We start from the raw sequence: 23,416 nt of genomic DNA, 5'->3' as shown, positions 1-23,416 counted from the left end.
GGGCTGTTGCCTCCTTTGAGGCGGCTCTGCAGGAGGCAGCATGAAAATCCGTGCACAAATCGGCATGGTCCTGAACCTGGACAAGTGCATTGGTTGCCACACCTGCTCGGTAACCTGCAAGAACGTCTGGACCAGCCGCCCCGGCGTCGAGTACGCCTGGTTCAACAACGTCGAAACCAAGCCTGGTATTGGTTATCCCAAGGAATGGGAGAACCAGGACAAGTGGAATGGTGGGTGGGTCCGCAAGGGCAATGGCAAGATCGAGCCGCGCCAAGGCGGCAAGCTCAGTCTGCTGATGAAGATCTTCGCCAACCCGAACCTGCCGCAGATCGACGACTACTACGAACCCTTCACCTTCGACTACGATCACCTGCAATCGGCGCCGAAGTCCAAGGCACCGCCCACGGCCCGCCCGCGCAGCCTGATCACCGGCAAGCGCATGGAGAAGATCGAGTGGGGCCCCAACTGGGAGGAAATCCTGGGTGGCGAGTTCAGCAAGCGCAGCAAGGACAAGAACTTCGACGATATCCAGAAGGATATCTACGGCCAGTTCGAGAACACCTTCATGATGTACTTGCCTCGCCTGTGCGAGCACTGCCTGAACCCCGCTTGCGTAGCCTCTTGCCCATCGGGCTCGATCTACAAGCGTGAAGAAGACGGCATCGTGCTGATCGACCAGGACAAGTGCCGCGGCTGGCGCATGTGCGTGTCGGGCTGCCCCTACAAGAAGATCTACTACAACTGGCAGTCCGGCAAGGCCGAGAAGTGCATCTTCTGCTACCCGCGCCTTGAAGCGGGCCAGCCGACGGTGTGCTCCGAGACCTGTGTGGGCCGCATCCGTTATCTGGGCGTGCTGCTGTATGACGCTGATCAGATCCAGGCTGCCGCCAGCGTGGAGCATGACCGCGATCTGTACCAGGCTCAACTGGATCTGTTCCTGGATCCCAACGACCCCAAGGTGATCGAGCAGGCCCGCAAGGACGGCATCCCTGAAGCCTGGCTGGTTGCCGCCCGCAACAGCCCGGTCTACAAGATGGCTGTGGACTGGAAGGTCGCGCTGCCATTGCACCCCGAGTACCGCACGCTGCCCATGGTCTGGTACGTGCCGCCGCTGTCGCCCATTCAAGCTGCCGCCAATACCGGCAACCTGGGCATCAATGGCGAGATCCCGGACGTCAACCAGTTGCGCATCCCGGTCAAGTACCTGGCCAACCTGCTGACTGCCGGCGACACCATGCCCGTGACCCGCGCGCTGGAGCGCATGCTGGCCATGCGCGGCTATATGCGTGGCAAGCATGTGGACGGCGTCGAGAACAAGCGCGTGCTGGATCAGGTTGGCCTGGACAAGCACACGGTGGAAGACATGTACCACGTGATGGCGATTGCCAACTACGAAGACCGCTTCGTGATCCCGTCGGCACACCGCGAGTACGCGGAAAACACCTTTGACATGAAGGGCGGCTGCGGCTTCACCTTCGGCAACGGGTGTTCGGATGGCGCCACCGATGGCAGCCTGTTTGGCGCGAAGAAGAAGCGCACCATTCCCATCAAGTCGGAGATCTGAGCATGAGCGCCATCACCAAATGGAAGGCTGGCGTCACGCCGGTCTACAGCCTGCGGGCCCTGGCCCGTCTGCTGAGCTATCCGGATGCCGCGTTGCGTGACTCGGTGCCGGATCTGCAGCAAGTGCTTGTCGGCGAGGCAGCGGTCAATGATGGCCGTTTGCGCGGCTTGAGCATGCTGCTGGGGTCCCTGGTTGATCAGGACGTCATGGAAGTGGAAGAAGCCTATGTCGAGCTGTTCGACCGTGGTCGTGCCACTTCGCTGCACTTGTTCGAGCATGTGCACGGCGATTCCCGTGATCGCGGCCCAGCCATGATCGATCTGGTCAAGACTTACGAGCAGGCCGGCATGCTGCTGGACCCCGACAAGGTCGGCGGCGAGTTGCCCGACTATCTGCCCGTGGTGCTGGAGTTCATCTCCACCTTGCCGGCTGCGCAGATGCGCGACTTCATCGGCGAAATCGCCCACATCCTCAATGCTGTTCACACGGCGCTGATCAAGCGCAGGAGCTTGTATGCGCATGTGCTGGCAGCGGTGCTGGAGATCGGTCAGCAAGCGGTCGAGACCGTGGCCTTGCCCGAGGAAGAAGACATGGACGCCAGCTGGGCCGAGCCCGAGGCCTTTGCAGGTTGCAGCTCCAAAGGCCAGCAAAGCCCGGACCAGCCCCAACCCATCCAGATCGTGCGCCGTAGCGCATCGACCACCCAACGAGGAGCATCAGCATGAGCCTCTCTCATCAATTCATTTTTGGCATCTATCCTTATATTTGTGGCGCGCTCTTCCTGCTCGGTAGCCTGATCAGATTTGACCGCGACCAGTACACCTGGCGCAGCGAGTCCAGCCAGATGCTGGCCACCGGTACCCTGAGGGCCGGCTCCAACCTGTTCCACCTGGGTATCATCGGCCTGTTCTTTGGCCACTTCTTCGGCATGCTGACGCCGCCCGAGATCATCCATGCCCTGGGCGTGACGGCCTCGCAAAAGCAGATGCTGGCCGTGGTGGCCGGTGGCACGCTGGGCAGCATCGGCTTGATCGGCTTGTTGCTGCTGATCCACCGCCGCCTGAGCAACGAGCGCGTGCGCGCCACCTCGCGTGGCCGTGACTTCCTCGTGCTGTTCTGGATCCTGGCAACCTTGATGCTCGGCCTGTCTACCGTGCCCCTGTCTCTTGAGCACAGTGATGGCGGCACCATGCTCAAGCTGATGGCCTGGGCTCAGCATCTGGTGACCTTCCGCGGTGATGCGCCGAGCTTCATCACCGATGTGTCCATGGTCTTCAAGGTGCACATGTTCATGGGCATGAGCCTGTTTGCCATCTTCCCCTTCACCCGCCTGGTGCATGTGTGGAGTGGTTTTGCCTCGGTGGGCTACCTGGTCCGCCCATGGCAGGTGGTGCGCAGCCGCAAGATCGGCCTGTAAGGAGACACGCATGCAAGTTGCTGAACTCACCATGCCCGCGGCCTTGCGCGTGGGCGACGTGGTCCTGGCGGATGCGTCCGAGTTGCTGACCGACACCGATCGCCGCCAGCGCGCCAGCCTGGAGCTGCTGCGTCAGGCCGCGATCGAAGCGGGTTTGCTGGCCGAGGACGACCCGGCTCCAGAAGCGGGCGTCATCAGCGAAGCCGCTGCCGAAGCCATCGACCAGTACCTGCTGCAACAGCTGCGCGTGCCTGAGCCTGATGAGGCGGCCTGCCGCCGTCACCACGCTGCGCACGCCGCGCAGTACGCCATCGGCGAGCGCGTGCAGGCCCGCCACATTCTGTTCGCCGTGACACCCGGTGTGGATGTGCAGGCCTTGCGCCTGCGCGCCGAGCAGGCCTTGCTGGAAGTGCGCGCCGATCCCAACCGCTTTGGCGAGACGGCCCGCCAGTTGTCCAACTGCCCCAGCAGCGCACAAGGTGGCGATCTGGGTTGGCTCAACGCGCAGGACTGCGCGCCGGAGTTCGCCAAGGAGCTCTTCGGCCAGACCGAGGGCACGGCCAATGTGGGCGTCCTGCCTCGCCTGGTGCACAGCCGCTTTGGCCTGCATGTGGTGGAAGTGCTGGCGCGAGACCCAGGTCAGGCCCAAGCCTATGAGGCCGTGAGCGAAGCCGTGGCGCAATCCCTTCGTCAACAAGCCTGGATCACGGCCTTGCGCCAGACCATGCGCGTGCTGGCCTCGCGCTGGGAAGTGCAGGGTGTCGACCTGGACGCAGCGGACTCCCCACTGGTACAGTAAACGTCCATGGATGACCACTTATTGGAGCGCCTGCGGCGCTTCCATAACGACTACTTCCCGGACTACAAGGACCAGTTCCAGCACCTGGTGGAACAAGGCCAGCACCCGACGATCCTGTTTGTCGGCTGCTCCGACTCCCGACTCGTGCCCTATATGTTGACGGGCACCGGGCCCGGCGAGTTGTTCATCGTGCGCAATGTGGGGGCCCTGGTGCCGCCCTACAACGGCCTGCATGGCCTGCACGGCACGGCCGCCGCCATCGAGTACGCGGTGCTCAATCTGCACGTGAGCCACATCATCGTGTGCGGCCATTCCCATTGCGGTGCCGTGAAGGCGCTGTATGAAGAGATCTCGCCCGAGGCCAAGAACCTGCAGGCCTGGCTGGACCTGGCCCGTGAGGCGGCCTTGCCGGTACAGGTGTCTGAAGAGGCTTTGCGCCGCACCGAGCAGCGCTCCGTCGTGCTGCAACTGGAGCGTCTGATGGACTACCCCATGGTGCGCCAGCGCGTCGAGCAACGCCAGATCTCGCTGCACGGTTGGCACTATGTGATCGAAGAGGGCGAGGTCTACGTTTTCGACGTCAAGTCTGGCCGCTTTGTGCCGGCCTCGCATGCGGAGCACAGTGGAACGGGGCCGTACCACGACGTCGATCCAGACAATGGGTCCATCTTCAATGAGGTCGATGCCTCCTGGTATCCAGGAGGTCGCACCTGACAAATGGTTTTGTCAGGTCGCCTCATCCAGCCCCGCAGCGATGCCGTCGACGCGGGGCTTTTTTGTTGCCCGAACGCACCGCATCGTCCGAAAGAACGATGCCAATTACCCCAGTAGATCTGTTGGGCATATTTGCGCCTCATCAAATCCATGCTTGGCGCGGGTGCTCAGAATGAACTCAGGTTCATGCGATCAAGAGGAGCAACATGATGGGTTCGCGCAGACTGAATGTGGTGTCCTACCTGGGCAGTCAGCCCTTGTTCAAGGACATGTCCGCGCCAGAGTTGGCGCGCATTGCCGCGGCTTCGACCGTCAGGCGTTTGTCGCGGGGGGAGGCGTTGTTTCATGCCGGGCAGTCCTGCGAGGGGCTGTATCTGGTCATCGACGGCTTGATCAAGCTGTTTGCCAAGGTACCCAGTGGCCACGAAAAGGTGATGGAGGTCATCGGGGCGGGGGGCTGTGTGTCGGAGTCGCTGATGTTCAGCGATGGTGCCCACAGCGTAAATGCCAGCGTGCTGTTCGATGCTCAGTTGCTGGTGGTGCCCAAGGACGTGCTGGTGCACGAGATCGAGCACAACGCGGGTCTGGCCATGCGCATGCTCACGGGCTTGTCGCGTCGCATGAATGGCCTGGTCAAGGACATCGAGGCGGTGACCTTGCATTCCGGGGTCAAGCGGGTTGTGGACTACCTGCTGCATTCGCCCGTGGTGGGCGAGGCGCACAACACCGAGCAGGATGTGACCGTTTCGCTACCGGCCAGCAAGGGCACGATTGCGTCCTTGTTGTCGGTCACGCCGGAGCACTTCTCGCGCATCCTGCACGACCTGCAGGCCAACGGCCTGATCTCGGTCGAGCGTCGGCACATCCACATCCTGGATGCGCAGCGCCTGGCCAGCTACGCCTGAGGCATCGGTCTGAAGAACGATGCGGGGTATCTGGCTGTGGTCAAAGCCCCGTTTCTTGAACCGCTTCAAGGAAAACAAGCTTTGGCGGCCCTAGGCTCAAGCGGTCCCTTGACAAGAAGGAGAATGGTATGACCCAGGGCAAGCAGGGCGGCTTCACCAAGCAAGCCGCCCGCAATATCTTCTACGGTGGCACCGTATTTTTTGTGCTGCTGTTTGCGGCCATTGTGTTCGACTCGGAGCGCAAGATACCGCAGCGATCCAACGCGCAGAACATCAGCGAATCGGTCGTGCGTGGCAAACACATCTGGGAAACGCGCAACTGCATCGGTTGCCACACCTTGCTTGGCGAGGGGGCGTACTTCGCACCTGAGTTGGGCAATGTCTACAAGCGCCGTGGCCCTGAATTCATCAAGGCCTGGATCAAGGGGCAGCCTACCGGTGCGCCCGGCCGCCGGCAGATGCCGCAGTTCAACCTCAATGACCAACAACTCGATGACATGGTTGAGTTCCTCAAGTGGACCAGCGAAGTCAATACCGAGAAGTGGCCCCCCAACATCGAAGGTTGACCGACGCGGAGCAACATCATGATCAAGACACTCAAGTACCAATCGCAGTCGGTCGCGACCTATTACTTCGCGGCCGCCTTGCTGCTGTTCGTGGGGCAGATCGTTTTCGGTCTGGCCATGGGCCTGCAATACATCATCGGGGACTTCCTGTTCCCGGCCATTCCCTTCAACGTGGCCCGCATGGTCCACACCAACCTGCTGATCGTGTGGCTGCTGTTCGGCTTCATGGGCTCGGCCTATTACCTGGTGCCGGAAGAAGCTGAAACCGAGCTCTACAGCCCCAAGCTGGCGCTGATCCTGTTCTGGGTCTTCCTGGTGGCCGGGGCGCTGACCGTCCTGGGTTACCTGATGGTGCCTTACGCCAAGCTGGCGGAAATGACGGGCAATGACCTGCTCAACACCATGGGGCGAGAGTTCCTGGAGCAGCCCTTGCCGACCAAGGTGGGCATCGTGGTGGTGGCCCTGGGCTTCCTGTTCAACATCACCATGACCCTGCTCAAGGGGCGCAAGACCAGCATCTCGCTGGTGCTGCACCTGGGGCTGTGGGGCCTGGCCATCATGTTCCTGTTCAGCTTCGTCAATCCGCACAACCTGGTGCGCGACAAGATGTACTGGTGGTTCGTGGTGCACCTGTGGGTGGAGGGCGTGTGGGAGCTGATCCTGGGCGCGTTGCTGGCCTTCGTGCTGATCAAGACCACCGGTGTGGACCGCGAAGTGATCGACAAGTGGCTGTATGTGATCATCGCCTTCGCGCTGATGACCGGCATCCTGGGTACAGGCCACCACTTCTACTTCATCGGCCTGCCTGGCTACTGGCAGTGGATTGGTTCGGTCTTCTCGGCCATGGAGCCCATTCCCTTCTTCATGATGACGGTGTTTGCCTTCAACATGGTGCAGCGCCGCAGGCGTGAGCACCCCAACCAGGCCGCTGTGCTCTGGGCGGTGGGCACCTCGGTGATGGGCTTTCTGGGGGCGGGGCTGTGGGGCTTCATCCACACGCTGTCGGCCGTGAACTTCTATACCCATGGCACGCAGATCACGGCAGCCCACGGCCACCTGGCCTTCTACGGCGCTTATGTGCTGGTGGTCATCACCATGATCAGCTACACCATGCCGACATTGCGTGGCCGCGTGGCCAACAGCGCCCGTGCCCAGAGCGTCGAGATGTGGTCCTTTTGGATCATGACCATCAGCATGGGTGTCATGGTGCTGGCGCTGACCGGTGCCGGCATCCTGCAGGTCTGGCTGCAGCGCATGGCCGCCAACCCGACCCCCTTCATGGCCACCCAGGAACAATTGAATTTCTTCTACTGGGTTCGTCTGGGTGGTGGTGTGGGCTTCCTGCTCGGCCTGATCACTTACCTGTCGAGCTTCTTCATCGGTGGTGAAGAGCCAGTGGTGGCGTCCGGTGGCGGCGATGCCCGCGCCGTGCCGGCTCAACGTGCCTGAAAAGGCCAACCCGTCTGCTTCCAGAGATCAGCATGGACATGCTCAGTGCCAGGCAACTGGCGGGCGCACCCGGTGGTGTGCCCCACTACATCCCTCAGGCGCAGGAATGCGCGCTGTTCGAGCACGCCTGGCGCTGCCAGCTGCCTTTGCTGATCAAGGGGCCGACGGGTTGTGGCAAAACCCGTTTTGTTGAACACATGGCTGCCCGTCTGGGGCGGCCACTCATTACCGTGTCCTGCCATGATGACCTGAGTGCGGCCGATCTCGTCGGCCGGCACCTGATCGGGCAGGGCAATACCGTCTGGCAGGATGGCCCTTTGGCGCGTGCTGTGCGCGAAGGCGCGATCTGCTATCTGGACGAAGTGGTCGAGGCCCGCAAGGACACGACCGTGGTCATGCACCCGCTGGCCGATGACCGGCGCGTGCTGCCCATCGAGCGGACAGGCGAGTTGCTGATCGCCCCGCCTGAATTCATGCTGGTGGTGTCCTACAACCCCGGCTACCAGAACCTGCTCAAGGCGCTCAAGCCCAGCACGCGTCAGCGCTTCGTGGCCTTGTCGTTCGGCTACCCGCAAAGCGCGGTCGAGCAGGACATCGTGCGCAGCGAATCAGGCGTCAATGCCGATGTGGCCGCGGGCCTGGTCAGGCTGGCGCAAGCCCTGCGGCGTGTGACGGACCATGATCTGGAAGAAACCGCGAGCACGCGTCTGCTGGTCATGGCCGCTCGCCTGATCTCCGCAGGCATGGACGTCGACATGGCCTGCCGCGCAGCCGTGGTTGACGCACTGACCGATGACACCGATACCGCGGCAGCCCTGATGGAGATTGTCCGTGGCGTCTTTGACAGCCCCTGAGCTGCAAAGCCGGCGGCTGCGCTGGCAGGTGGGCTTCTTTGTCTTTTTTCTGCTGGCCCCGGTGCTCAACCTGTTCCGGTTTGACCTGACACAGACCCAGTTGTGGGTGCTGGGCTTCAAGTGGTCACTGGGCATTGACGCACTGATGAGGGGTGAGATCTCGGCCACGCAAGCGGGGCTCAGCCTGTTGTGGCGCGGCCTCTTGCCCATTGCGCTGGTCGTGGGGGTGTTTTTCACCGTGGCGTGGCGCTACGGGCGCCTGTATTGCGGCTGGTTGTGCCCGCACTTTTCTGCGGTGGAGCTGCTCAACAAGGCGCTGCACCGCGCGATCGGCAAGTTCAGCCTGTGGGACAAGCATGTGACCCGACGGCGCAACAGCGTGGGCGCGTTCATCCAGCCCCGCAAGGCCTGGTGGCCTGTGTTTCTCGCCCTCAGCCTGGCGCTGGGCTTCACCTGGGCGATCACCTTGCTGAGCTACCTCTTGCCGCCGCTGCGGATCTGGTCGCATCTGCTGCATGGTGGGTTGACACCGGGCGAGGCCCGCTTTCTGTGGATCGGTACCGTGGTCTTCACGGCCGAGTTCGTGTTGGCCCGGCACTTGTTCTGCCGGTTCGGCTGCGCGGTGGGCCTGTTCCAGAGCCTGGTCTGGATGGCCAACCCCAAAGGCATGGTGGTGTCCTTCCGGCGCGAACGGGCGCGCGAGTGCCGAAGCTGCGACGCGCCGCTGGGCTCGGCCTGCGACAACGCCTGTCCCATGCGCCTGCACCCGCGTGACATCAAGCGCATGATGTTTTCGTGCGTGCAGTGCGGCCAATGCCTGAGCCAGTGTGATCGCTCCCAAGGTGCTCAGGATCGCAGCCCGGTGCTGAATTGGGCCGTGGGGGTGGATGCGGTGCGCGAAACCTTGAGGCAGAGGAAGGCCGAACAGGCCGAACAGGCTGCACAGGTCAAACAGGCCAGCAAGGAGGTGTGCTGATGGAAGAGTGGGTTGGTCAATGGTGGCACTGCATCGTCACGCGGCTGGCAGACCGCCAGTATCCGCAGGCCGCCGTGCGCCTGGAGGACATGAGCGGGCAACTGGCTGTGGTCTTTCGGGCCATGGGCGGCTTGCCGCAATGGCGCCTGGCTTCGGCCTCTGAGCGACGGCACGCTGGGCCGCGTGGCCTGATGCAGAAGATCGCCGGCAATGGCGAGCGTTTTGCAACGCCCACGCTGGATGCCGAGACCCTGGCCCTGCCGCCGGTTCTGGCCATCTTCGAGCAGACTGAGCTCAATCGGGCGCTGTACCTGTGGCTGGCAGGGCAAGGCGCCATGCGTTTGCAGCTGGCGGCGTGTGAAGCGCCCTGTGAAGAGCCAGTCAGCACAAGTTGGATCCAGGGCAATCTGCAGGCCACCTCCGCGCTGTTGGCCCAGTATCCTGGCTGGCGGGCGCGCTATCACCGCCTGGTCGAGCAGCACCTGGCACAACGCCCCAACCCTGATGGCCTGAAGGGGCGCCAGGCCGTTTGCGAGCGTGCTGTGCAATCGGCGCTCAGGCAGTCTATCGGGCAGACGCTTGTCAGTGAGGGCACCAGCAACGCCCCTGTGGACGCCGCCCCCGCCGTGCGCTCAGAGGAAGTCGCACCCGTCTGCCTGTGGGTGGATGTGTCGCTGGCGCAGGCGGCCATGCAGGCGCGCGCTCGCGAGGAGCAGGCCAGAGACGGCCAGGGCGAGCAAGCGCCCAAGCCCACCGATGGGACCCGGCGGCGCGCCAAGCAGACGACCGAGTCTCATGAACGTCATGCCTTGATGATGTTCTTTCGCGCGGAGTCCTTGCTGTCGTGGACGGAGTTCGTGCGCGTCAACCGCCAGACCGATGACGACCCTGTTGAAGACGCCAAACAAATTGCCAATGACATGGACACCTTGTCCGTGGCGCCTGGCGGGCAGACGCTGGCCTCGCGTGTGCGTTTCGATCTGGACTTGCCCAGCGCTGCGGCGGATGACCAGGTGATCGCCCAAGGCATCCTGTTGCCTGAGTGGGACCACCGCAAGGCCAGCCTTCTGCCGGACCATTGCGCCGTGCAATTGCTCATGCCCACGGTGGTAGAGCCCTGGCAAGTGCCTGCGAGCCTGCGCACCACAGCTTCACGTATGCGCCGGCGGCTGGAGAGCCTGCGTGCCATGCCACGTTGGCAGGGCGGGCACACCAGCGGCGAGCGGCTGGACATGGATGCCTGGGTGCGCTGGCAGGCCGAGTCTCGTTCAGATGGGGGCGACTTGGCCACCTTGAGCGAGCCTCGCGTGTTCGCCCGCCCACAGCGCAGCGAGCGCAGCCTGGCCACCTTGTTGCTGGCCGACCTGTCCTTGTCCACCGATGCGTGGGCGTCGCAGGATGCACGCGTCATCGACGTGATCCGTGATGCGCTCTATGTGTTCGGGCAGGCCATGGAAGGGCTGGGCGACCCGTTCGAGATGCTGGGCTTCAGTTCGGTCAAGCGCCACAACGTGCGGGTGCATGCGCTCAAGCGTTTCAACGAGCCCTGGGGGCAGGCCACGCGTGACAGGGTGGGGGCCATCAAGCCTGGTTACTACACCCGCATGGGCGCGGCGGTTCGCTTCGCCACCAGGCAACTGTCCCTGAGGACCGAAAAGCAAAGGCTGTTGCTGCTGCTCACGGACGGCAAGCCCAACGACCTGGACCACTACGAAGGCCGCTTTGGCCTGGAGGACACCCGCCATGCCGTGCAGGCGGCGCGGGCGGCAGGGCTGCATCCGTTCTGCATCACCATTGATGAGCAGGCGGCCGACTACTTGCCCTATCTCTTTGGTCAGCAGGGCTATGCGTTGGTCCACAAGCCTCAGGAGCTGATCGCGCGACTCACGCAGATCGTGGGTCAGTTGTCCAGGTAGGCTGTGCAATCACCTACAACGCCGCCCACCACGCGGTCTTGCCGGCTGCGTGGCAGGAGGTACTCGCGCAATTTGCGGTCCGATCGACGGATGTGCAGGGACAGCCAGTCCCGCAGCAGCGATGAGAGTTGGGCCGCCGTGGCGATGCTGCCCATCTCGTAGCGGCTTTGCAATGCCGCCAGATCGGCCATGAACTGGCGGTGAAGCTGCTGGTGGCCGGCCAGATGCGGGAAGTGAACAGAGGCCATGACCTGCTCCTCCCGCTGGAAGTGCTCCTGGGTGTAGGCCGTCAGGGCCTGGAGCAGGCGGCCAACGACCTCCTGCCCGCAGCCTTGGCTGGTGGCCGTGTGCAAGGTGTTGACCAGCTCGATCAGATGCCGGTGATCCTGGTCGATCAGACCTTGGTCGATCACGAGGTCATCGGCCCATTCGAAATACGCCATCTTGGCTCCTCATGCTGCTTGAAGCAGTCGGGCATCTTCCAGTTTGAAGACGTTCACGGACTCAACCAGTGACCTGGCCTGATGTTCCAGGGACTGGGCTGCTGCTGCAGCCTGCTCGACCAAGGCGGCATTGCCTTGCGTGACCTGGTCCATCTGCCCCATGGCCTGGCTGATCTGGCTGATGCCGGCGGACTGATCCTGCGCGGCCTCGGTGAGGTCACCCATGATGTCGGCCACGCGGCGCACGCTGACCACGATCTCGTCCATGGTGCTGCCGGCCTGCTCGACCAGGCGGCAACCTTGCTGCACATTGCCCACCGATGTCTCGATCAGGGACTTGATCTCCTTGGCGGCCTCTGCCGAGCGGCCCGCCAGGCTGCGGACCTCGGATGCCACCACGGCGAATCCGCGCCCTTGTTCGCCGGCCCTTGCGGCCTCGACCGCGGCATTGAGCGCCAGGATGTTGGTCTGGAAGGCAATGCCATCGATCAGGCCAATGATGTCGGCAATCTTGCTGGACGAGTCGTTGATGGCCTCCATGGTGTGCACGACCTGTGACACGACCCCACCGCCCTTGAGCGCCACATCGGCCGCCGACGAGGCAATCTGGTTGGCGTAGCGCCCGCTTTCCATATTTTGCTGCACGGTGGCGGTGAGTTGCTCCAGCGAGGCGGCAATCTCCTGCAGCGAGCTGGCTTGCTCTTCAGTGCGTTGGGACAGGTCCAGGTTGCCGCTGGCGATCTCGCTGGTGGCCGTGGAGATGGTGTCGGAGCCCTGGCGCACGTGGCTGACGATCTGGGTGAGGCTGCCGTTCATGTCCTGCAAGGCGCGCAGCAAGTGGGCCAGCTCATCGTGCCCTTGCACGTCGACATGTGAGCTCAGGTCGCCGGCCGCCACGCGCTGTGCGAGGTCAACGGCCTGGTTCAAAGGCCGCGTGATGGAGCGCGAGATCACCTTGGCCGCGACCACGCCTGCCAATACGCCCAACACGGCCAGCGTGTACATCAGGGTCTGCGCCTGTTGAATACGGGCCTGGGCCTCGGCATTGCCATCGGTGACGATCTTTTTTTGCAATTCGCTCAGCGCGGCGATGGGGGCCTGCAAATCATCAATGGCCGCCAGCGTTTCAGTGTTCATCACCGCGGTAGCCTGATCGCGCTGGCCATCGGCCACCAGCTTGCGTACCTTCGTGAACGAAGCCACGAAGTGCTGGCGCTTGCCTTTGATGTCCGCCAGCAGGGCGCGGCCTTCGGACAGGTAGACCAGGTGGTCCAGGGTGGCCATGGCCTCATCGATCAGGCGCTTGTTCTGGTCAATCGACCGGTTGATCTTGCTGATCTGAGCTGCATCGTCCGTGATGAGCAAGGCCATGGTCAGCCTCGCGTTGGTACGCGTGGTGGCATTGATCAAGTTGGCTGCTTCCGCCTTGCGCCAGTCCTGCTCGATGATGCGTTCGTTGATGCGGCTGATGCCGTTGAACTGATGTGCGGCAATCAGGGTTGCCAGGGCCAGCATGGCCAGCAGAAGGCCAAAACCAAGGGCAAGTCGCTGCCCGATGCTCAAAGAAACGCGTTTCACTTGTGTGCCTCGTTGGATCATGTTCTGCGGGGCGAGCCCCTGATGCGCGCCGTGTTGGTGCGCCATGGCAGGCATGATCGGTGCGATGGCTGACCCCAATGAGGGTAGGGGCAGGGCGTACGTCACACTTGAGGCGAGGCCTGGCCTTGAACTTGATCTGCCTCAACTTGCCGTTCGCCCGCGCAACGGCATGAGCCGCTGCCGCCGCAGCCACCACCCGTTGGCGCGTCGTTCGCTTGTGCATGCAATTCGTTCATCGATTGGGCCTGTGCTTTCACCTGCTGGAGCAGGGCCTCGGCCTGCGCCTTGTCGAAGTCGGCGTGGTAGGCTTTGTTCACCCCTTGCTGACCCAGCTGCAGGTGCACCGTGGCCTTGACCTGGTGCTGTGCCAGCGAGGCCTTCACGCAACTCAGCGCACAGCCGTCAATCGCCAGGATCGGCCTGCCCTGCTGCACGGCGTCTTGCAGCTTGCGCACCAGGCTGGGCACACGGCCACCGATACCGGCAATGCAGGACATCTCGGCATCGCCCTCTCTGTCCAGCCTGACCGCCAGATGGTTGGCCAACTGGGCCGCGCTGGAGCAGCCGGAGCAGGCGTAGACCAGGGTGAGGTGCGCGGTGTCTCGGGGCATGGAGAACTCCTTCAGGGGTGGCGTTGGCGCCAGGACCACGCGGCGCTGACCACGGTCAAGGCAAAGACCGCGATGGCCACGGCATTGAGCGTGCTGCCCATGGCCAGCCAGGTTGCATTGTTGTGGCCGGCCAGAAGACGCCAAAGGACAGAGACATGCAGCAGCGCCAGAGGCAGGTAAAAGCGTGCATCGAAGTGCAGCTTGACGCGTGCCACGGCAGGCAGGATGACCGGCGCGTGCCCCATCACCATGCTGACGATGAAGCCCAGGCCGAGCGCATGCAGGGCCGCGTCGCGTGTGGCCAGCCCCATGCTCATGCCCACCCAGCACAGGCCGGATACGCCCAGCCAGATGTAGCCCGGCAGCAGGCAGGCGGCCATGTAGCGGCTCAGCCCCTCCGTCTTGATCGTGTGGCGGGCGATGTCAAAGCTGATCAGCCAGCCTGACAAGGCCACCAGCCCCATGCCCCACAACAACAGGGCGACATGGTCTTGCCATTCGGCCAGGATGATGCCGGCCAGCAGCAATGCCAGGCACACGCCCAGCAAAGGGCGTGACCAGGCACGCACCCGCATCAGGCGGGTCATCTCCAGCCGTTCGGCGGCGATGGTCAGCACCAGAAAGCCCAGCCACGCCAGCAGCGTGTCGTTGGCCAGGCCATGGTGGGCGAAGCGCACATTGCCCAGCAGCCAGATCAGGGCCGACACCAGCAGCAGCCAGGTGTGGAGCGCACCCTGCCTGCCTACGATGAACACATTGACCAGCACGAACACCACGCCGGCCAGCATCATCAGCAGCACGCCCAGTGAAGCCTGCCCTGACATCAGGCAGATACCGCCCAGTGCCGAAGCCAGTGGCGCCAGGAAGGCCCACGGCGCATGCAGCGCCACAGCGCGTTCAATGCCGATGACTGTGCCCAGAAAGCCACAGACCATCAAGGCAGCGTGCAGGCTGGCCGCGGGCAGCACCCAGTTCGCTGGCAGCCACCCGATGACGGGCACGCCGGCCCGCATCAAACCCCCAGCGATGCCGGTGAGCAGGCTGAAAGCCACCAGCGCGATCATGGCGGGGCGAGCCCAGGTCAACATGGAACTGCTGCGCATCCGGCCCTCACCAGTGCATGATGCGTCGTGCGTTGGCGCTCATGCGCTCGGGCGTCCAGGGGGGCTCCCACACCAGTTCAACCTCGATGGCTGTCTCCATGGGCAGGATCTGCTCCAGCTCGGCTTGCACCTCGTCGATCAGCATGTCGGTCACGGGGCAGGCGGCCGAGGTCATGGTCATGCGCACATGCACCTTTGCCTGTGTCACGTCCACGCCATAGATCAGCCCGACATCCACGATGGACAGGGACACCTCGGGGTCAACCACGTGGCGCAAGGCCTTGGTGATGGACTCGCGCCAGATGTCCTCGCCGGTGAATGGGATGTTGCTGCTGTCAGTCATGAAGAAACCCGTTGTGCGCGCCAGGCAGTCATGTTAAAAAATAAAAAAAGCCTTTTGGTCGAGTTAGTCAGGGCGGTTGCGGTGTGTCAAGTGGTTTTTCCTTGGCGTCATTCGATGGGCCTACTCCTTTCGAACTAGGGCGCCACAAGCCCGTATCGGTCGACTGGTGGACTTTGCGCTAGCGCAAATCCACGGAGGCTGCGTGTTTCCAGAATTCCCGCCAATCGTTGATCAAGCAGGAGTCCATTACATGCATCCCACGAGTCTGGACATCCCCAGTTATCTGTCTGTCTTGCCTTTGTTCCATGAGATGCGCCCTGCGGAGTTGGGGCGCATTGCCGAGTCGGCCGTGCTCAGGCGTTGCGAGCGCGGCGACGAGATCTTCCGCGTCGGTGAGGTCTGCGACGGTTTTCACGTGGTGATGGGCGGGCAGGTCAAGCTGTATGCCTTGTCACCCAGTGGTCATGAAAAAGTCATCGAGATCATCAGCCCGGGCAACTCGTTTGCCGAGGCGCTGATGTTCACGGGCAAGCCCTACATCGTGAACGCCCAGTCCTTGTGTGACAGCCTGATCCTGACGGTCAAGAAGCAGGCGGTGATGGACGAGATCGCGCACGATACGCGGTTTGCCTTGCGCATGCTGGCCGGTATCTCCAGGCGTCTGCATGGCCTGGTGCAGGATGTCGAGTCGGCCGCTTTGCACTCTGGCATCCAGCGGGTGATCGGCTACCTGCTGCGCGACCAATGCCTGGAAGACGTGCTGCCCGGGCAGACCACGACCGTGTCCTTGCCCGTGAGCAAGGCGACAATCGCTTCGCTGCTGTCATTGACCCCCGAGTATTTCTCGCGCGTGTTGCGCGAGTTGGAAGACGGTGGCTACATCACCATTGACCGCCGTGACATCCGCATCCTGGATGTGCAGGGCTTGTCGCGCTATCACCTTCAGTAAATACCTCCCGTAACTCACCTGCAGTCAACAAAGGCAGCACATGAACACCCCAAGACGGCCGGACCTGGTTTGCCCGGCCGGCTCCCTGCGTGCATTGCAAATGGCGGTGGACGCCGGCGCCGATGCGGTCTACATGGGCCTGAAAGATGCGACCAATGCCCGCAACTTCGCGGGCTTGAACTTCGACCTGAGCCAGGCCAGGCAAGGCGTGCGTTATGCACGCGACCGAGGCCGGCAGGTGCTGATGGCGCTGAACACCTACGCGCAGGCCGACAATCCCCAACGCTGGTTCGACGCGGTGGACATGGCCGCCGACATGGGCGTGCATGCCGTGATCCTGGCGGACCCGGCGGTGATGGCCTACAGCCAGCGGCGCCACCCCGCCTTGCGCCTGCACCTGTCTGTGCAAGCCTCGGCCACCAACTATGAGGCCATCGGCTTTTACCGCGAACGCTATGGCATCCAGCGGGCTGTGTTACCGCGTGTGCTGACCATGTCGCAAGTGGCCCATGTCATCCGCCACACCGATGTCGAGATCGAGGTCTTCGGCTTTGGCAGCCTGTGCGTGATGGTGGAGGGGCGTTGTGCGCTGTCGTCTTACGCCACGGGGCAGGCACCCAATACCGCCGGTGTGTGCTCGCCGCCATCGGCCGTGAGGTGGGATGCGGAAGGTGACAAGGTCAATGCCCGCTTGGGCGGCATCCTGATCGACCAGTTCGCAGCCGATGAGCCGCGTGGCTACCCCACGCTCTGCAAGGGCCGCTTTGATGTCGATGGCGATGTGGACTATGCGCTGGAGGAGCCCACTAGCCTCAACACGCTGGCCATCCTGCCCGAGCTGGCGAAGGCGGGCGTGTCGGCCATCAAGATCGAAGGGCGCCAGCGCAGTGCGGCTTATGTCGAGCAGGTGACCCGCACCTGGCGGCAGGCCATTGACGCCTGCATGGCCCAGCCTGATCGTTTCAGCGTGCAACCCGCCTGGACCAGCGCCCTGGGGCGCCTGGCCGAAGGGCAGCAACACACCTTGGGCGCCTATTCACGCCCCTGGCAATAAGGGGCTTGCCCCGATAAGGACAGCGATGTTCGATTTGAGCGTGGGGCCGGTGCAGTACTACTGGCCCAGGCAGACCCTGACCGACTTCTATGCGGATGTGGCGGACTCACCCGCCCGCACGGTGTGCCTGGGTGAGGTGGTGTGTTCGCGCCGCCATGAGTTGAAGCCCGAAGACTGGCTGGACCTGGCGCGAGACCTCAAGCAGGCTGGCAAAGAGGTCGTCATCGGCACACAAGCCTTGCTGGAAACCGAGGCCGAGTTGCGCAGCCTGCGCCGCTGGGTGGAGCAGGCCGACTTCATGCTGGAGGCCAATGATGCGGCCGCCGTGCGCATGCTGGCCGGCCACACGCCCTGGGTCATCGGGCTGCACGTGAACATCTACAGCGCGCCCGCCCTGGCCGAGTACCTTTCCCTGGGCGCAACGCGCTGGGTGCCCCCGGTGGAGCTGTCGCTGCCCGCCGTGGGTCAGGTCAACGCGGGTGGGGCCTCGGTGCAGACGGAGGTGTTTGCGTTCGGGCGCATGCCGCTGGCCTTGTCGGCACGCTGCTTCACGGCCCGGCACCACCATTTGCAAAAGGACGCCTGCGCCTTCCGTTGCCTGGAGGACCCGGATGGCCTGACGCTGCGCACCCGCGAGGGGCAGCCCTTCCTGGCGCTCAACGGCATCCAGACGCAGTCGGGCTCGGTGCATTGCCTCTTGGGGCACAAGCAGGCCTTGCTGGACGCCGGTGTCGGGCGTTTGCGCCTGTCGCCCACATCGCAGGATTTTGGCGAGGTCTTGCGGCAGTTCGATGCCGTGATGAACCACGATGCATCGGCCGACGAGGCCATTGCCAGCTTGCAAGCCTTGCGCCTGCCTGGGCCCTTGTCGAATGGTTTTGCCCAGCCTCGGCGCGCGGGCATGGATTGGGTCACCTCATGAAGCACACGCCTTTGCCCGTTCCCACCTGGCTGCGCAGCATGGTGAGCCAGTTGCCCGTGTGGCCCCCGTCCATGGTGGCGGCGCAGGCCCTCAACCGCTTGTGGTGGCCCATGGTCGATGGCGAAACCCGTCAGGCCCTGTCCGGCCGTGTGGTGGTTCTGCAGGTGGATGACCTGGGCTTGAGCTTTCGCCTGATGGCTCAGCCGCAGGGGCTGGCGCCCGCGCCAGGTGGCCAGCCTGCGACCTTGACGTTGCGGGCGAGTGCGCCGGTCTACTGGCGTTTGCTTCAAGGGCAGGACGACCCTGACACCTTGTTCTTTGACCGGCTTATGGTCATGGAGGGGGACACCGAGTTCGGCTTGCTGCTGAAGAACACGCTGGATGCGGTGGGGCCGCCCCGCTGGCCGTTCGGGCGTACCACGACGGCTCAAGCCGGGGCAGCCCATGCCCGACGCTAAGCCGGCCTGGCACTTCTCGACCTTGCTGGCCGCACCGCATCGCCTGAGCTTTTTCACGGCGGCCTGCGTGATGGCGGCTGCGGCCTTGTGGTGGTGGGCAGAGATCATGGCCCGCGCGGGTGCGTGGCCATCTCCGGCCACGGCGTTGCCTCCCACCTTCGTGCATGCCGTGGTGATGAGCCTGGGCTTCCTGCCCTTGTTCTTCTCGGGCTTTTTGTTCACGGCTGGCCCGAAGTGGCTGCAGATGCCCGATGTGCCGGCCCGGGCCATCTTGCCTGCGGTGGCGACCACAGGTGCGGGCTGGGTGCTGGTGCTGTGTGGGGCGCATTTGCACCATTTGCTGTCGGCCTTGGGGGGCTTGCTGGCCACCTGTGGCTGGGCCATGCTGGCCGGGCGCTTCATCGGGCTGCTGCGGCGCAGTCGGGCGCGGGACAAGCTGCATGCCAGCCTGATTGCGGTGGCCAGTGCCTTGGGCGTGCTGGCCATGTTGTCCGCGGCTGCCGGCCTGGCTTTGAACGATTACCGCGTCATCCACCTGGCCGCGCAGTTGGGCCTGTGGCTGTTCATCGTGCCGGTGTACGTGAGCGTGGCCCACCGCATGATCCCGTTTTTCACGGCCTCGGCCTTGCCCATCCTGGATGCCTGGCGTCCCAACTGGCTGTTGTGGACCTTGTTGAGCTTCGTGGGGCTGCAAGGGCTGTGGGTGGTGACCGATGCCTTGGGTTGGCAGGGCGTGATCCTGTCGAGCTTGCGGGCCTTCAGCTCTGTTGCCGGCGGCTTGCTGGTGCTGGGCCTGGCGGTGCGCTGGGGCCTGGTGCAAAGCCTGCGCATCCGCTTGCTGGCCATGTTGCACATCGGCTTCGTCTGGCTGGGCCTGACCCTGTGCCTGGACGCGGTCGCGCAGCTCATGGGTGACGGGCTGTGGAACCTCTTGCCCCTGCACGCCTTGACCATGGGTTTCCTGGGCAGCATCTTGCTGGCCATGGCCACGCGGGTCAGTTGTGGCCACAGCGGCCGCACGCTCACGGCAGACAACCTGGCCTGGGGCCTCTTCTGGGGCTTGCAGGTGGCCGTGGTCTTGCGCCTGTCGGCCATCGTGTGGCCCGCGCAATCCGGCTGGTTGCTGCTGGGGGGCGCCACGGCCTGGCTGGTCGTGATGGGCGGCTGGGCTTTGCGCTATGGGCGTTGGTATGGCCTGCCCAGGGTGGATGGCAGGCCAGGCTGATCCGAGTTGGAATCAGTTCAGGTTGACCGCATCGCCATCGCGGTTGAAGGGGATGAAACTGCCCAGCTGGCCAGCCTTGATGGCCTCGACCATGCCTTGCAGATGGGGCTCGACGTCCTTGCTGCTGGGGGCCTTGGGGCCGATGCCTGCCGCGCCAGCGACAAACACGATCACCCATTGCGGGCTGAACTGGGCCGCTTCCTGAACCAGCGCGGCAAAGCTGCCGATCTCTTCAGGCGTCTTGTCGACGCAGGTGGTAGGGGCCAGCTCGCCGCCGTGGCCAGCCGCAAAGGCCGCGCGTTGCTCGGGCGAGGCGTTGTCCGGCAGGGTGGCCTCGGCAAACACCAGCAGCAAGCGCTGGGCGTCGGGTTGCTGGCGGGCGGCCTGGAGCAAGTCGTCAAAGGTGGAGATCTGCATGGTGTGAAAGCCAGGTAAGAGGCGGCCAGTCTATCGAAGTTCGAGCGTCAATCCGGCGTCGCGCAGGCGTTGCATCAGCTGTGCGCTGGGTGGTGCCCATGTGGCGGTCAGATCGGCGTGCTGGGTGTGGGCGGGGCGGAATTGCTGGATCACCCAATGCTGGATGCCCAGGTGCACGAGCGAGTCTGCCAATGCCACGAGCTGGTCGTCACTGTGCAGATCGGGGTGGTAGGTGGTGCGGATTTCCAGGCCCAGGTTCTGGCGCTTGACGGCCTGCAGCACCGATTGCAGGCTGCGCCACGCGGGCAGGCCGCTGCGCGGCATGTCGGTAACGGCCTCGTAGTCGGCGAAGTTGGCCTTGATGTCAAAGCCGACCCAGTCCAGCAGGGGCAGGACTTTTTCCAGCTTGTCCGGGTAGATGCCGGCCGTGTGCAGCCCGGCTTTGAAGCCCATGCTGCGCACGGTGTCGATGGCGTCCACCAGTTCGGGGTCCAGCGTGGGCTCGCCACCGCTGAACACCACCCCGTCAAGCAGGCCTTTGCGGCGCGCCAGTGTGCCAATCACGTGCTGCCAGCCCGCAGGCATGCCGCCTTCGCGGCCTTGCAGATCGACGTTGTGGCAATAGTGGCAGCGCCAGGGGCAGCCCTGCACGAACACCACGGCGGCCAGGTTGCCTGGCCAGTCCGAGGTGCTCAGGGGGGTGAAGCCACCAACTTTCAACATGGCTTGCAAGTCTCCTTGAAGTAGATCCGTTCGGCGAACTCGCCCTTCTTGCCGGTGTTGAAGGACGATACCGGGCGGTGGTAGCCCATCACACGGGTCCAGATCTCGCAGCGTTGGCGTTCGCTGTCAGTGAGAACGGGGTGGCCGCTTTGGGGTTGGCGAATGGTCATCATGGCGGTTTGCTCCTGGTCGAGTGGGGAAAGTGGTCCGTAACGTGCATCAGTGATGCGGGCAGCAGGCGTCTGCTGGCTGCGGCTCGGGGCGCTTGCGGGCGAGGGCCTCTTCGTCGCACTTGGGGCAGAACTCGTGTTCGCCAGACAGGTAGCCGTGCACAGGGCAGATCGAGAAGGTCGGGGTGATCGTGATGTAGGGCAGCCTGAAGCGTGTCAGGGCACGTTTGACCAGTTCCTTGCAGGCGTGAGCCGATGACACGCGCTCACCCAGGTACAGATGCAAAACAGTACCACCCGTGTACTTGGCCTGCAAGGGCTCCTGGCGCTCCAGTGCTTCAAATGGGTCGTCGCAGAAGCCCACCGGCAGTTGCGAGGAGTTGGTGTAGTAGGGCATGTCCTTGGGGCCGGCCTGCAAGATGTCGCCAAAGCGCTTGAGGTCTTCCTTGGCGAAGCGGTAGGTGGTGCCCTCCGCCGGGGTGGCTTCCAGGTTGTAGAGGTGGCCGGTCTCTTCCTGGATGTCCGTGATGCGGGCGCGGATGTGGTCCAGGAAGCGCAGGGCAAAGGCCTCGCCCCAGGGGGTGGTGATGTCTTCCAGGTCCCCCGTGAAGTTGCGGATCATCTCGTTGATGCCGTTCACACCCAGCGTGGAGAAGTGGTTGCGCAGCGTGCCCAGGTAGCGCTTGGTGTAGGGGAACAGGCCGTTGTCCATGTGCTGCTGGATGACCTTGCGCTTGATCTCCAGGCTGTTCTTGCCCAGCTCGATCAATTCGTCGGTGCGGGCCAGCAAGGCGGCTTCGTCGTCCCTGTACAGGTAGCCCAGGCGCGCGCAGTTGATGGTCACCACGCCCAGCGAGCCGGTTTGCTCGGCCGAGCCAAACAGGCCGTTGCCGCGCTTGAGCAGCTCGCGCAGGTCCAGCTGCAGCCGGCAGCACATGGATCGGATCATGTTGGGCTGCAGGTCCGAGTTCAGGAAGTTCTGGAAGTAGGGCAGGCCGTACTTGGCCGTCATCTCGAACAGGCGCTCGGTGTTGGGGTGATCCCAGTCGAAGTCCTTGGTGATGTTGTAGGTGGGGATGGGGAAGGTGAAGGCGCGGCCTTTGGCGTCGCCGCGCATCATCACGTCGATGTAGGCCTGGTTGATCAGGTCCATCTCCACTTGCAGGTCACCGTAGGCGAAGGGCATTTCCTGGCCGGCGACGACGGGCACTTGTTCTTTGAGATCCTCAGGGCAGGTCCAGTCGAAGGTCAGGTTGGTGAAGGGCGTTTGCGTGCCCCAGCGCGAGGGCACGTTGAGGTTGTAGACCAGCTCCTGGATGCACTGGCGCACCTGCTCGTAGCTGAGGCTGTCCTTGCGCACATAAGGCGCCAGGTAGGTGTCGAACGAGCTGAAGGCCTGGGCGCCGGCCCATTCGTTCTGCAAGGTGCCCAGGAAGTTGACGATCTGGCCAACCGCGCTGGACAGGTGCTTGGCTGGGCCGGCTTCGACCTTGCCGGGCACACCGTTGAGCCCTTCATGCAGCAGGGTGCGCAGCGACCAGCCAGCGCAGTAGCCCGAGAGCATGTCCAGATCATGGATGTGGATGTCGGCCTCGCGGTGCGCATGGCCGATCTCGGCGGGGTAGACGTGGGCCAGCCAGTAGTTGGCGATCACCTTGCCCGAGACATTGAGGATGAGGCCACCCAATGAGTAGCCCTGGTTGGCATTGGCGTTGACGCGCCAGTCTTGCTGCGAGAGGTATTCGTTGACCGAGCGCTCTACATCCACGGCGCAGGCCTTGTCGCGGCGCAGGGTGCTGCGTTGTTCGCGGTAGACGATGTAGGCGCGGGCGGTGTGGAAGTGGCCCGCCTCGATCAGGGTGCGTTCGACCTGGTCCTGGATCTGCTCGACGGTGGGCACGCGGCGCTGCAGGGCCTGGCGGACCATGCGGGCCAACTCGACCGCGCGCGTGGCGTCGAATTCGCCGGTGGCCTGGCCGGCGCTTTCAATGGCTCGGGCGATCTTGTCGAGGTGGAAGCTGGCCGTGGCGCCATTGCGTTTGATCACGGCGACCGCGCAGGTCTCCGTCGAAGAGATAGGGGTGTCTGACATGCGGGCTCCTACTAGATGTAGTGTTTGATTGGTCTTCAAAACGCTACGGGTAGTGTTCCGATCTTGAATGACCTTACGGTTGACCCTGGTCAATCCGCCCTCAGGATTTCGCGCGTCTTAAACATTCATTTAGAATGAATGTTATTG

The 23,416-nt window shown here is 63.6% G+C and carries 25 protein-coding genes; 16 read left to right on the top strand and 9 right to left on the bottom strand.

Translation table 11 applies throughout. The annotated features are described in order from the left end of the window. Positions 1-40 precede the first annotated feature (40 nt). From narH to HY019_RS17250, 11 genes are all read left to right on the top strand, one after another. Complete coding sequence (gene narH / locus HY019_RS17300) at positions 41-1,564, top strand: nitrate reductase subunit beta (protein ID WP_290694606.1); 1,524 nt, start codon at positions 41-43, stop codon at positions 1,562-1,564. A 2-nt stretch (positions 1,565-1,566) separates the two neighbouring features. Continuing rightward, entirely contained in the window at positions 1,567-2,289 is a 723-nt protein-coding gene (narJ, locus tag HY019_RS17295; protein WP_290694604.1) for a nitrate reductase molybdenum cofactor assembly chaperone, read from the top strand. Beyond that, positions 2,286-2,981 carry a respiratory nitrate reductase subunit gamma gene (gene narI, locus HY019_RS17290; protein WP_290694602.1) on the top strand — a complete coding sequence of 232 codons (696 nt, stop codon included), beginning with the start codon at positions 2,286-2,288 and terminating at the stop codon, positions 2,979-2,981. Before narJ ends, narI begins: the two co-directional genes overlap by 4 nt. Positions 2,982-2,991: 10 nt before the next feature. After that, positions 2,992-3,780 (top strand): peptidylprolyl isomerase, encoded by a 789-nt coding sequence (locus HY019_RS17285; RefSeq protein ID WP_290694601.1) that lies wholly within the window; start codon positions 2,992-2,994, stop codon positions 3,778-3,780. A gap of 6 nt (positions 3,781-3,786) precedes the next feature. Continuing rightward, on the top strand, positions 3,787-4,494 hold the full coding sequence (locus HY019_RS17280; RefSeq protein ID WP_290694600.1) for a carbonic anhydrase: 708 nt from the start codon (positions 3,787-3,789) through the stop codon (positions 4,492-4,494). A 209-nt stretch (positions 4,495-4,703) separates the two neighbouring features. Further along, entirely contained in the window at positions 4,704-5,399 is a 696-nt protein-coding gene (locus tag HY019_RS17275; RefSeq protein ID WP_290694599.1) for a Crp/Fnr family transcriptional regulator, read from the top strand. 128 nt (positions 5,400-5,527) lie between these two features. Then, on the top strand, positions 5,528-5,965 hold the full coding sequence (locus tag HY019_RS17270) for a cytochrome c (RefSeq protein ID WP_290694598.1): 438 nt from the start codon (positions 5,528-5,530) through the stop codon (positions 5,963-5,965). 18 nt (positions 5,966-5,983) lie between these two features. After that, complete coding sequence (locus tag HY019_RS17265; RefSeq protein ID WP_290694596.1) at positions 5,984-7,414, top strand: cbb3-type cytochrome c oxidase subunit I; 1,431 nt, start codon at positions 5,984-5,986, stop codon at positions 7,412-7,414. 32 nt (positions 7,415-7,446) lie between these two features. Beyond that, a complete protein-coding gene (locus tag HY019_RS17260; RefSeq protein WP_290694594.1) occupies positions 7,447-8,268 on the top strand; it encodes a CbbQ/NirQ/NorQ/GpvN family protein in 822 nt (273 codons plus the stop codon). Continuing rightward, positions 8,246-9,244 (top strand): 4Fe-4S binding protein, encoded by a 999-nt coding sequence (locus HY019_RS17255; protein WP_290694592.1) that lies wholly within the window; start codon positions 8,246-8,248, stop codon positions 9,242-9,244. The genes HY019_RS17260 and HY019_RS17255 overlap by 23 nt, the downstream gene beginning before the upstream one ends. Beyond that, entirely contained in the window at positions 9,244-11,160 is a 1,917-nt protein-coding gene (locus tag HY019_RS17250) for a VWA domain-containing protein (protein WP_290694591.1), read from the top strand. Before HY019_RS17255 ends, HY019_RS17250 begins: the two co-directional genes overlap by 1 nt. On the opposite strand, the gene HY019_RS17245 is transcribed toward HY019_RS17250, so the two are convergent. The 5 genes from HY019_RS17245 to HY019_RS17225 form a co-directional block, all read right to left on the bottom strand. Next, entirely contained in the window at positions 11,145-11,603 is a 459-nt protein-coding gene (locus HY019_RS17245) for a bacteriohemerythrin (RefSeq protein ID WP_290694589.1), read from the bottom strand. The two genes, HY019_RS17250 and HY019_RS17245, sit on opposite strands and share 16 nt — an antisense overlap. Before the next feature lie 9 nt (positions 11,604-11,612). Further along, a complete protein-coding gene (locus HY019_RS17240; RefSeq protein WP_290694587.1) occupies positions 11,613-13,181 on the bottom strand; it encodes a methyl-accepting chemotaxis protein in 1,569 nt (522 codons plus the stop codon). Positions 13,182-13,303: 122 nt separating this feature from the next. Further along, positions 13,304-13,813: a putative zinc-binding protein gene (locus HY019_RS17235; RefSeq protein WP_290694585.1), complete on the bottom strand. Its 510-nt coding sequence runs from the start codon at positions 13,811-13,813 to the stop codon at positions 13,304-13,306. 11 nt (positions 13,814-13,824) lie between these two features. Beyond that, positions 13,825-14,901: a hypothetical protein gene (locus HY019_RS17230; protein ID WP_290694584.1), complete on the bottom strand. Its 1,077-nt coding sequence runs from the start codon at positions 14,899-14,901 to the stop codon at positions 13,825-13,827. A 22-nt stretch (positions 14,902-14,923) separates the two neighbouring features. Then, positions 14,924-15,259, bottom strand: a complete 336-nt coding sequence (locus HY019_RS17225) for a metal-sulfur cluster assembly factor (protein WP_290694583.1) — start codon at positions 15,257-15,259, stop codon at positions 14,924-14,926. A gap of 250 nt (positions 15,260-15,509) precedes the next feature. Here HY019_RS17225 and HY019_RS17220 point away from each other — a divergent pair, with 250 nt between their 5' ends. Genes HY019_RS17220 through HY019_RS17200 form a run of 5 tightly spaced genes read left to right on the top strand, consistent with a single transcriptional unit; the run spans position 15,510 to position 19,867 of the window. Continuing rightward, positions 15,510-16,208, top strand: coding sequence for a Crp/Fnr family transcriptional regulator (locus HY019_RS17220; RefSeq protein WP_290694582.1), 699 nt, complete (start codon positions 15,510-15,512; stop codon positions 16,206-16,208). A gap of 40 nt (positions 16,209-16,248) precedes the next feature. After that, positions 16,249-17,262, top strand: coding sequence for a peptidase U32 family protein (locus HY019_RS17215; RefSeq protein ID WP_290694581.1), 1,014 nt, complete (start codon positions 16,249-16,251; stop codon positions 17,260-17,262). Between the two features lie 25 nt (positions 17,263-17,287). After that, positions 17,288-18,184, top strand: a complete 897-nt coding sequence (locus HY019_RS17210; RefSeq protein ID WP_290694579.1) for a U32 family peptidase — start codon at positions 17,288-17,290, stop codon at positions 18,182-18,184. Further along, a complete protein-coding gene (locus tag HY019_RS17205) occupies positions 18,181-18,642 on the top strand; it encodes an SCP2 sterol-binding domain-containing protein (protein ID WP_290694577.1) in 462 nt (153 codons plus the stop codon). Before HY019_RS17210 ends, HY019_RS17205 begins: the two co-directional genes overlap by 4 nt. Beyond that, on the top strand, positions 18,629-19,867 hold the full coding sequence (locus HY019_RS17200) for an NnrS family protein (protein ID WP_290694575.1): 1,239 nt from the start codon (positions 18,629-18,631) through the stop codon (positions 19,865-19,867). The genes HY019_RS17205 and HY019_RS17200 overlap by 14 nt, the downstream gene beginning before the upstream one ends. A 12-nt stretch (positions 19,868-19,879) precedes the next feature. Here HY019_RS17200 and HY019_RS17195 read toward each other — a convergent pair whose 3' ends face one another. From HY019_RS17195 to HY019_RS17180, 4 genes are read right to left on the bottom strand one after another with little or no spacing between them, the layout of a single operon-like run. Continuing rightward, on the bottom strand, positions 19,880-20,284 hold the full coding sequence (locus tag HY019_RS17195) for a ribonucleotide reductase subunit alpha (RefSeq protein ID WP_290672114.1): 405 nt from the start codon (positions 20,282-20,284) through the stop codon (positions 19,880-19,882). A gap of 30 nt (positions 20,285-20,314) precedes the next feature. Next, positions 20,315-21,007: an anaerobic ribonucleoside-triphosphate reductase activating protein gene (locus tag HY019_RS17190; RefSeq protein WP_290694573.1), complete on the bottom strand. Its 693-nt coding sequence runs from the start codon at positions 21,005-21,007 to the stop codon at positions 20,315-20,317. Beyond that, entirely contained in the window at positions 21,001-21,177 is a 177-nt protein-coding gene (nrdD, locus tag HY019_RS17185) for an anaerobic ribonucleoside-triphosphate reductase (RefSeq protein WP_290694677.1), read from the bottom strand. Before nrdD ends, HY019_RS17190 begins: the two co-directional genes overlap by 7 nt. Before the next feature lie 49 nt (positions 21,178-21,226). Then, positions 21,227-23,269, bottom strand: coding sequence for a ribonucleoside triphosphate reductase (locus tag HY019_RS17180; RefSeq protein ID WP_290694571.1), 2,043 nt, complete (start codon positions 23,267-23,269; stop codon positions 21,227-21,229). Positions 23,270-23,416: the final 147 nt, after the last annotated feature.

Source organism: Aquabacterium sp. (assembly GCF_016195855.1).
Taxonomy (GTDB): Bacteria; Pseudomonadota; Gammaproteobacteria; order Burkholderiales; family Burkholderiaceae_C; genus Aquabacterium.
This window is presented reverse-complemented; position numbering and strand designations above follow the sequence as displayed.

Coding starts and splice junctions, on each gene's coding strand:
- narH (WP_290694606.1), top strand. CDS start 41: ATGAAAATCCGTGCACAAATCGGCATGGTCCTGAACCTGGACAAGTGC.
- narJ (WP_290694604.1), top strand. CDS start 1,567: ATGAGCGCCATCACCAAATGGAAGGCTGGCGTCACGCCGGTCTACAGC.
- narI (WP_290694602.1), top strand. CDS start 2,286: ATGAGCCTCTCTCATCAATTCATTTTTGGCATCTATCCTTATATTTGT.
- HY019_RS17285 (WP_290694601.1), top strand. CDS start 2,992: ATGCAAGTTGCTGAACTCACCATGCCCGCGGCCTTGCGCGTGGGCGAC.
- HY019_RS17280 (WP_290694600.1), top strand. CDS start 3,787: ATGGATGACCACTTATTGGAGCGCCTGCGGCGCTTCCATAACGACTAC.
- HY019_RS17275 (WP_290694599.1), top strand. CDS start 4,704: ATGGGTTCGCGCAGACTGAATGTGGTGTCCTACCTGGGCAGTCAGCCC.
- HY019_RS17270 (WP_290694598.1), top strand. CDS start 5,528: ATGACCCAGGGCAAGCAGGGCGGCTTCACCAAGCAAGCCGCCCGCAAT.
- HY019_RS17265 (WP_290694596.1), top strand. CDS start 5,984: ATGATCAAGACACTCAAGTACCAATCGCAGTCGGTCGCGACCTATTAC.
- HY019_RS17260 (WP_290694594.1), top strand. CDS start 7,447: ATGGACATGCTCAGTGCCAGGCAACTGGCGGGCGCACCCGGTGGTGTG.
- HY019_RS17250 (WP_290694591.1), top strand. CDS start 9,244: ATGGAAGAGTGGGTTGGTCAATGGTGGCACTGCATCGTCACGCGGCTG.
- HY019_RS17245 (WP_290694589.1), bottom strand. CDS start 11,603: ATGGCGTATTTCGAATGGGCCGATGACCTCGTGATCGACCAAGGTCTG.
- HY019_RS17235 (WP_290694585.1), bottom strand. CDS start 13,813: ATGCCCCGAGACACCGCGCACCTCACCCTGGTCTACGCCTGCTCCGGC.
- HY019_RS17230 (WP_290694584.1), bottom strand. CDS start 14,901: ATGTTGACCTGGGCTCGCCCCGCCATGATCGCGCTGGTGGCTTTCAGC.
- HY019_RS17225 (WP_290694583.1), bottom strand. CDS start 15,259: ATGACTGACAGCAGCAACATCCCATTCACCGGCGAGGACATCTGGCGC.
- HY019_RS17220 (WP_290694582.1), top strand. CDS start 15,510: ATGCATCCCACGAGTCTGGACATCCCCAGTTATCTGTCTGTCTTGCCT.
- HY019_RS17215 (WP_290694581.1), top strand. CDS start 16,249: ATGAACACCCCAAGACGGCCGGACCTGGTTTGCCCGGCCGGCTCCCTG.
- HY019_RS17210 (WP_290694579.1), top strand. CDS start 17,288: ATGTTCGATTTGAGCGTGGGGCCGGTGCAGTACTACTGGCCCAGGCAG.
- HY019_RS17205 (WP_290694577.1), top strand. CDS start 18,181: ATGAAGCACACGCCTTTGCCCGTTCCCACCTGGCTGCGCAGCATGGTG.
- HY019_RS17200 (WP_290694575.1), top strand. CDS start 18,629: ATGCCCGACGCTAAGCCGGCCTGGCACTTCTCGACCTTGCTGGCCGCA.
- HY019_RS17195 (WP_290672114.1), bottom strand. CDS start 20,284: ATGCAGATCTCCACCTTTGACGACTTGCTCCAGGCCGCCCGCCAGCAA.
- HY019_RS17190 (WP_290694573.1), bottom strand. CDS start 21,007: ATGTTGAAAGTTGGTGGCTTCACCCCCCTGAGCACCTCGGACTGGCCA.
- nrdD (WP_290694677.1), bottom strand. CDS start 21,177: ATGACCATTCGCCAACCCCAAAGCGGCCACCCCGTTCTCACTGACAGC.
- HY019_RS17180 (WP_290694571.1), bottom strand. CDS start 23,269: ATGTCAGACACCCCTATCTCTTCGACGGAGACCTGCGCGGTCGCCGTG.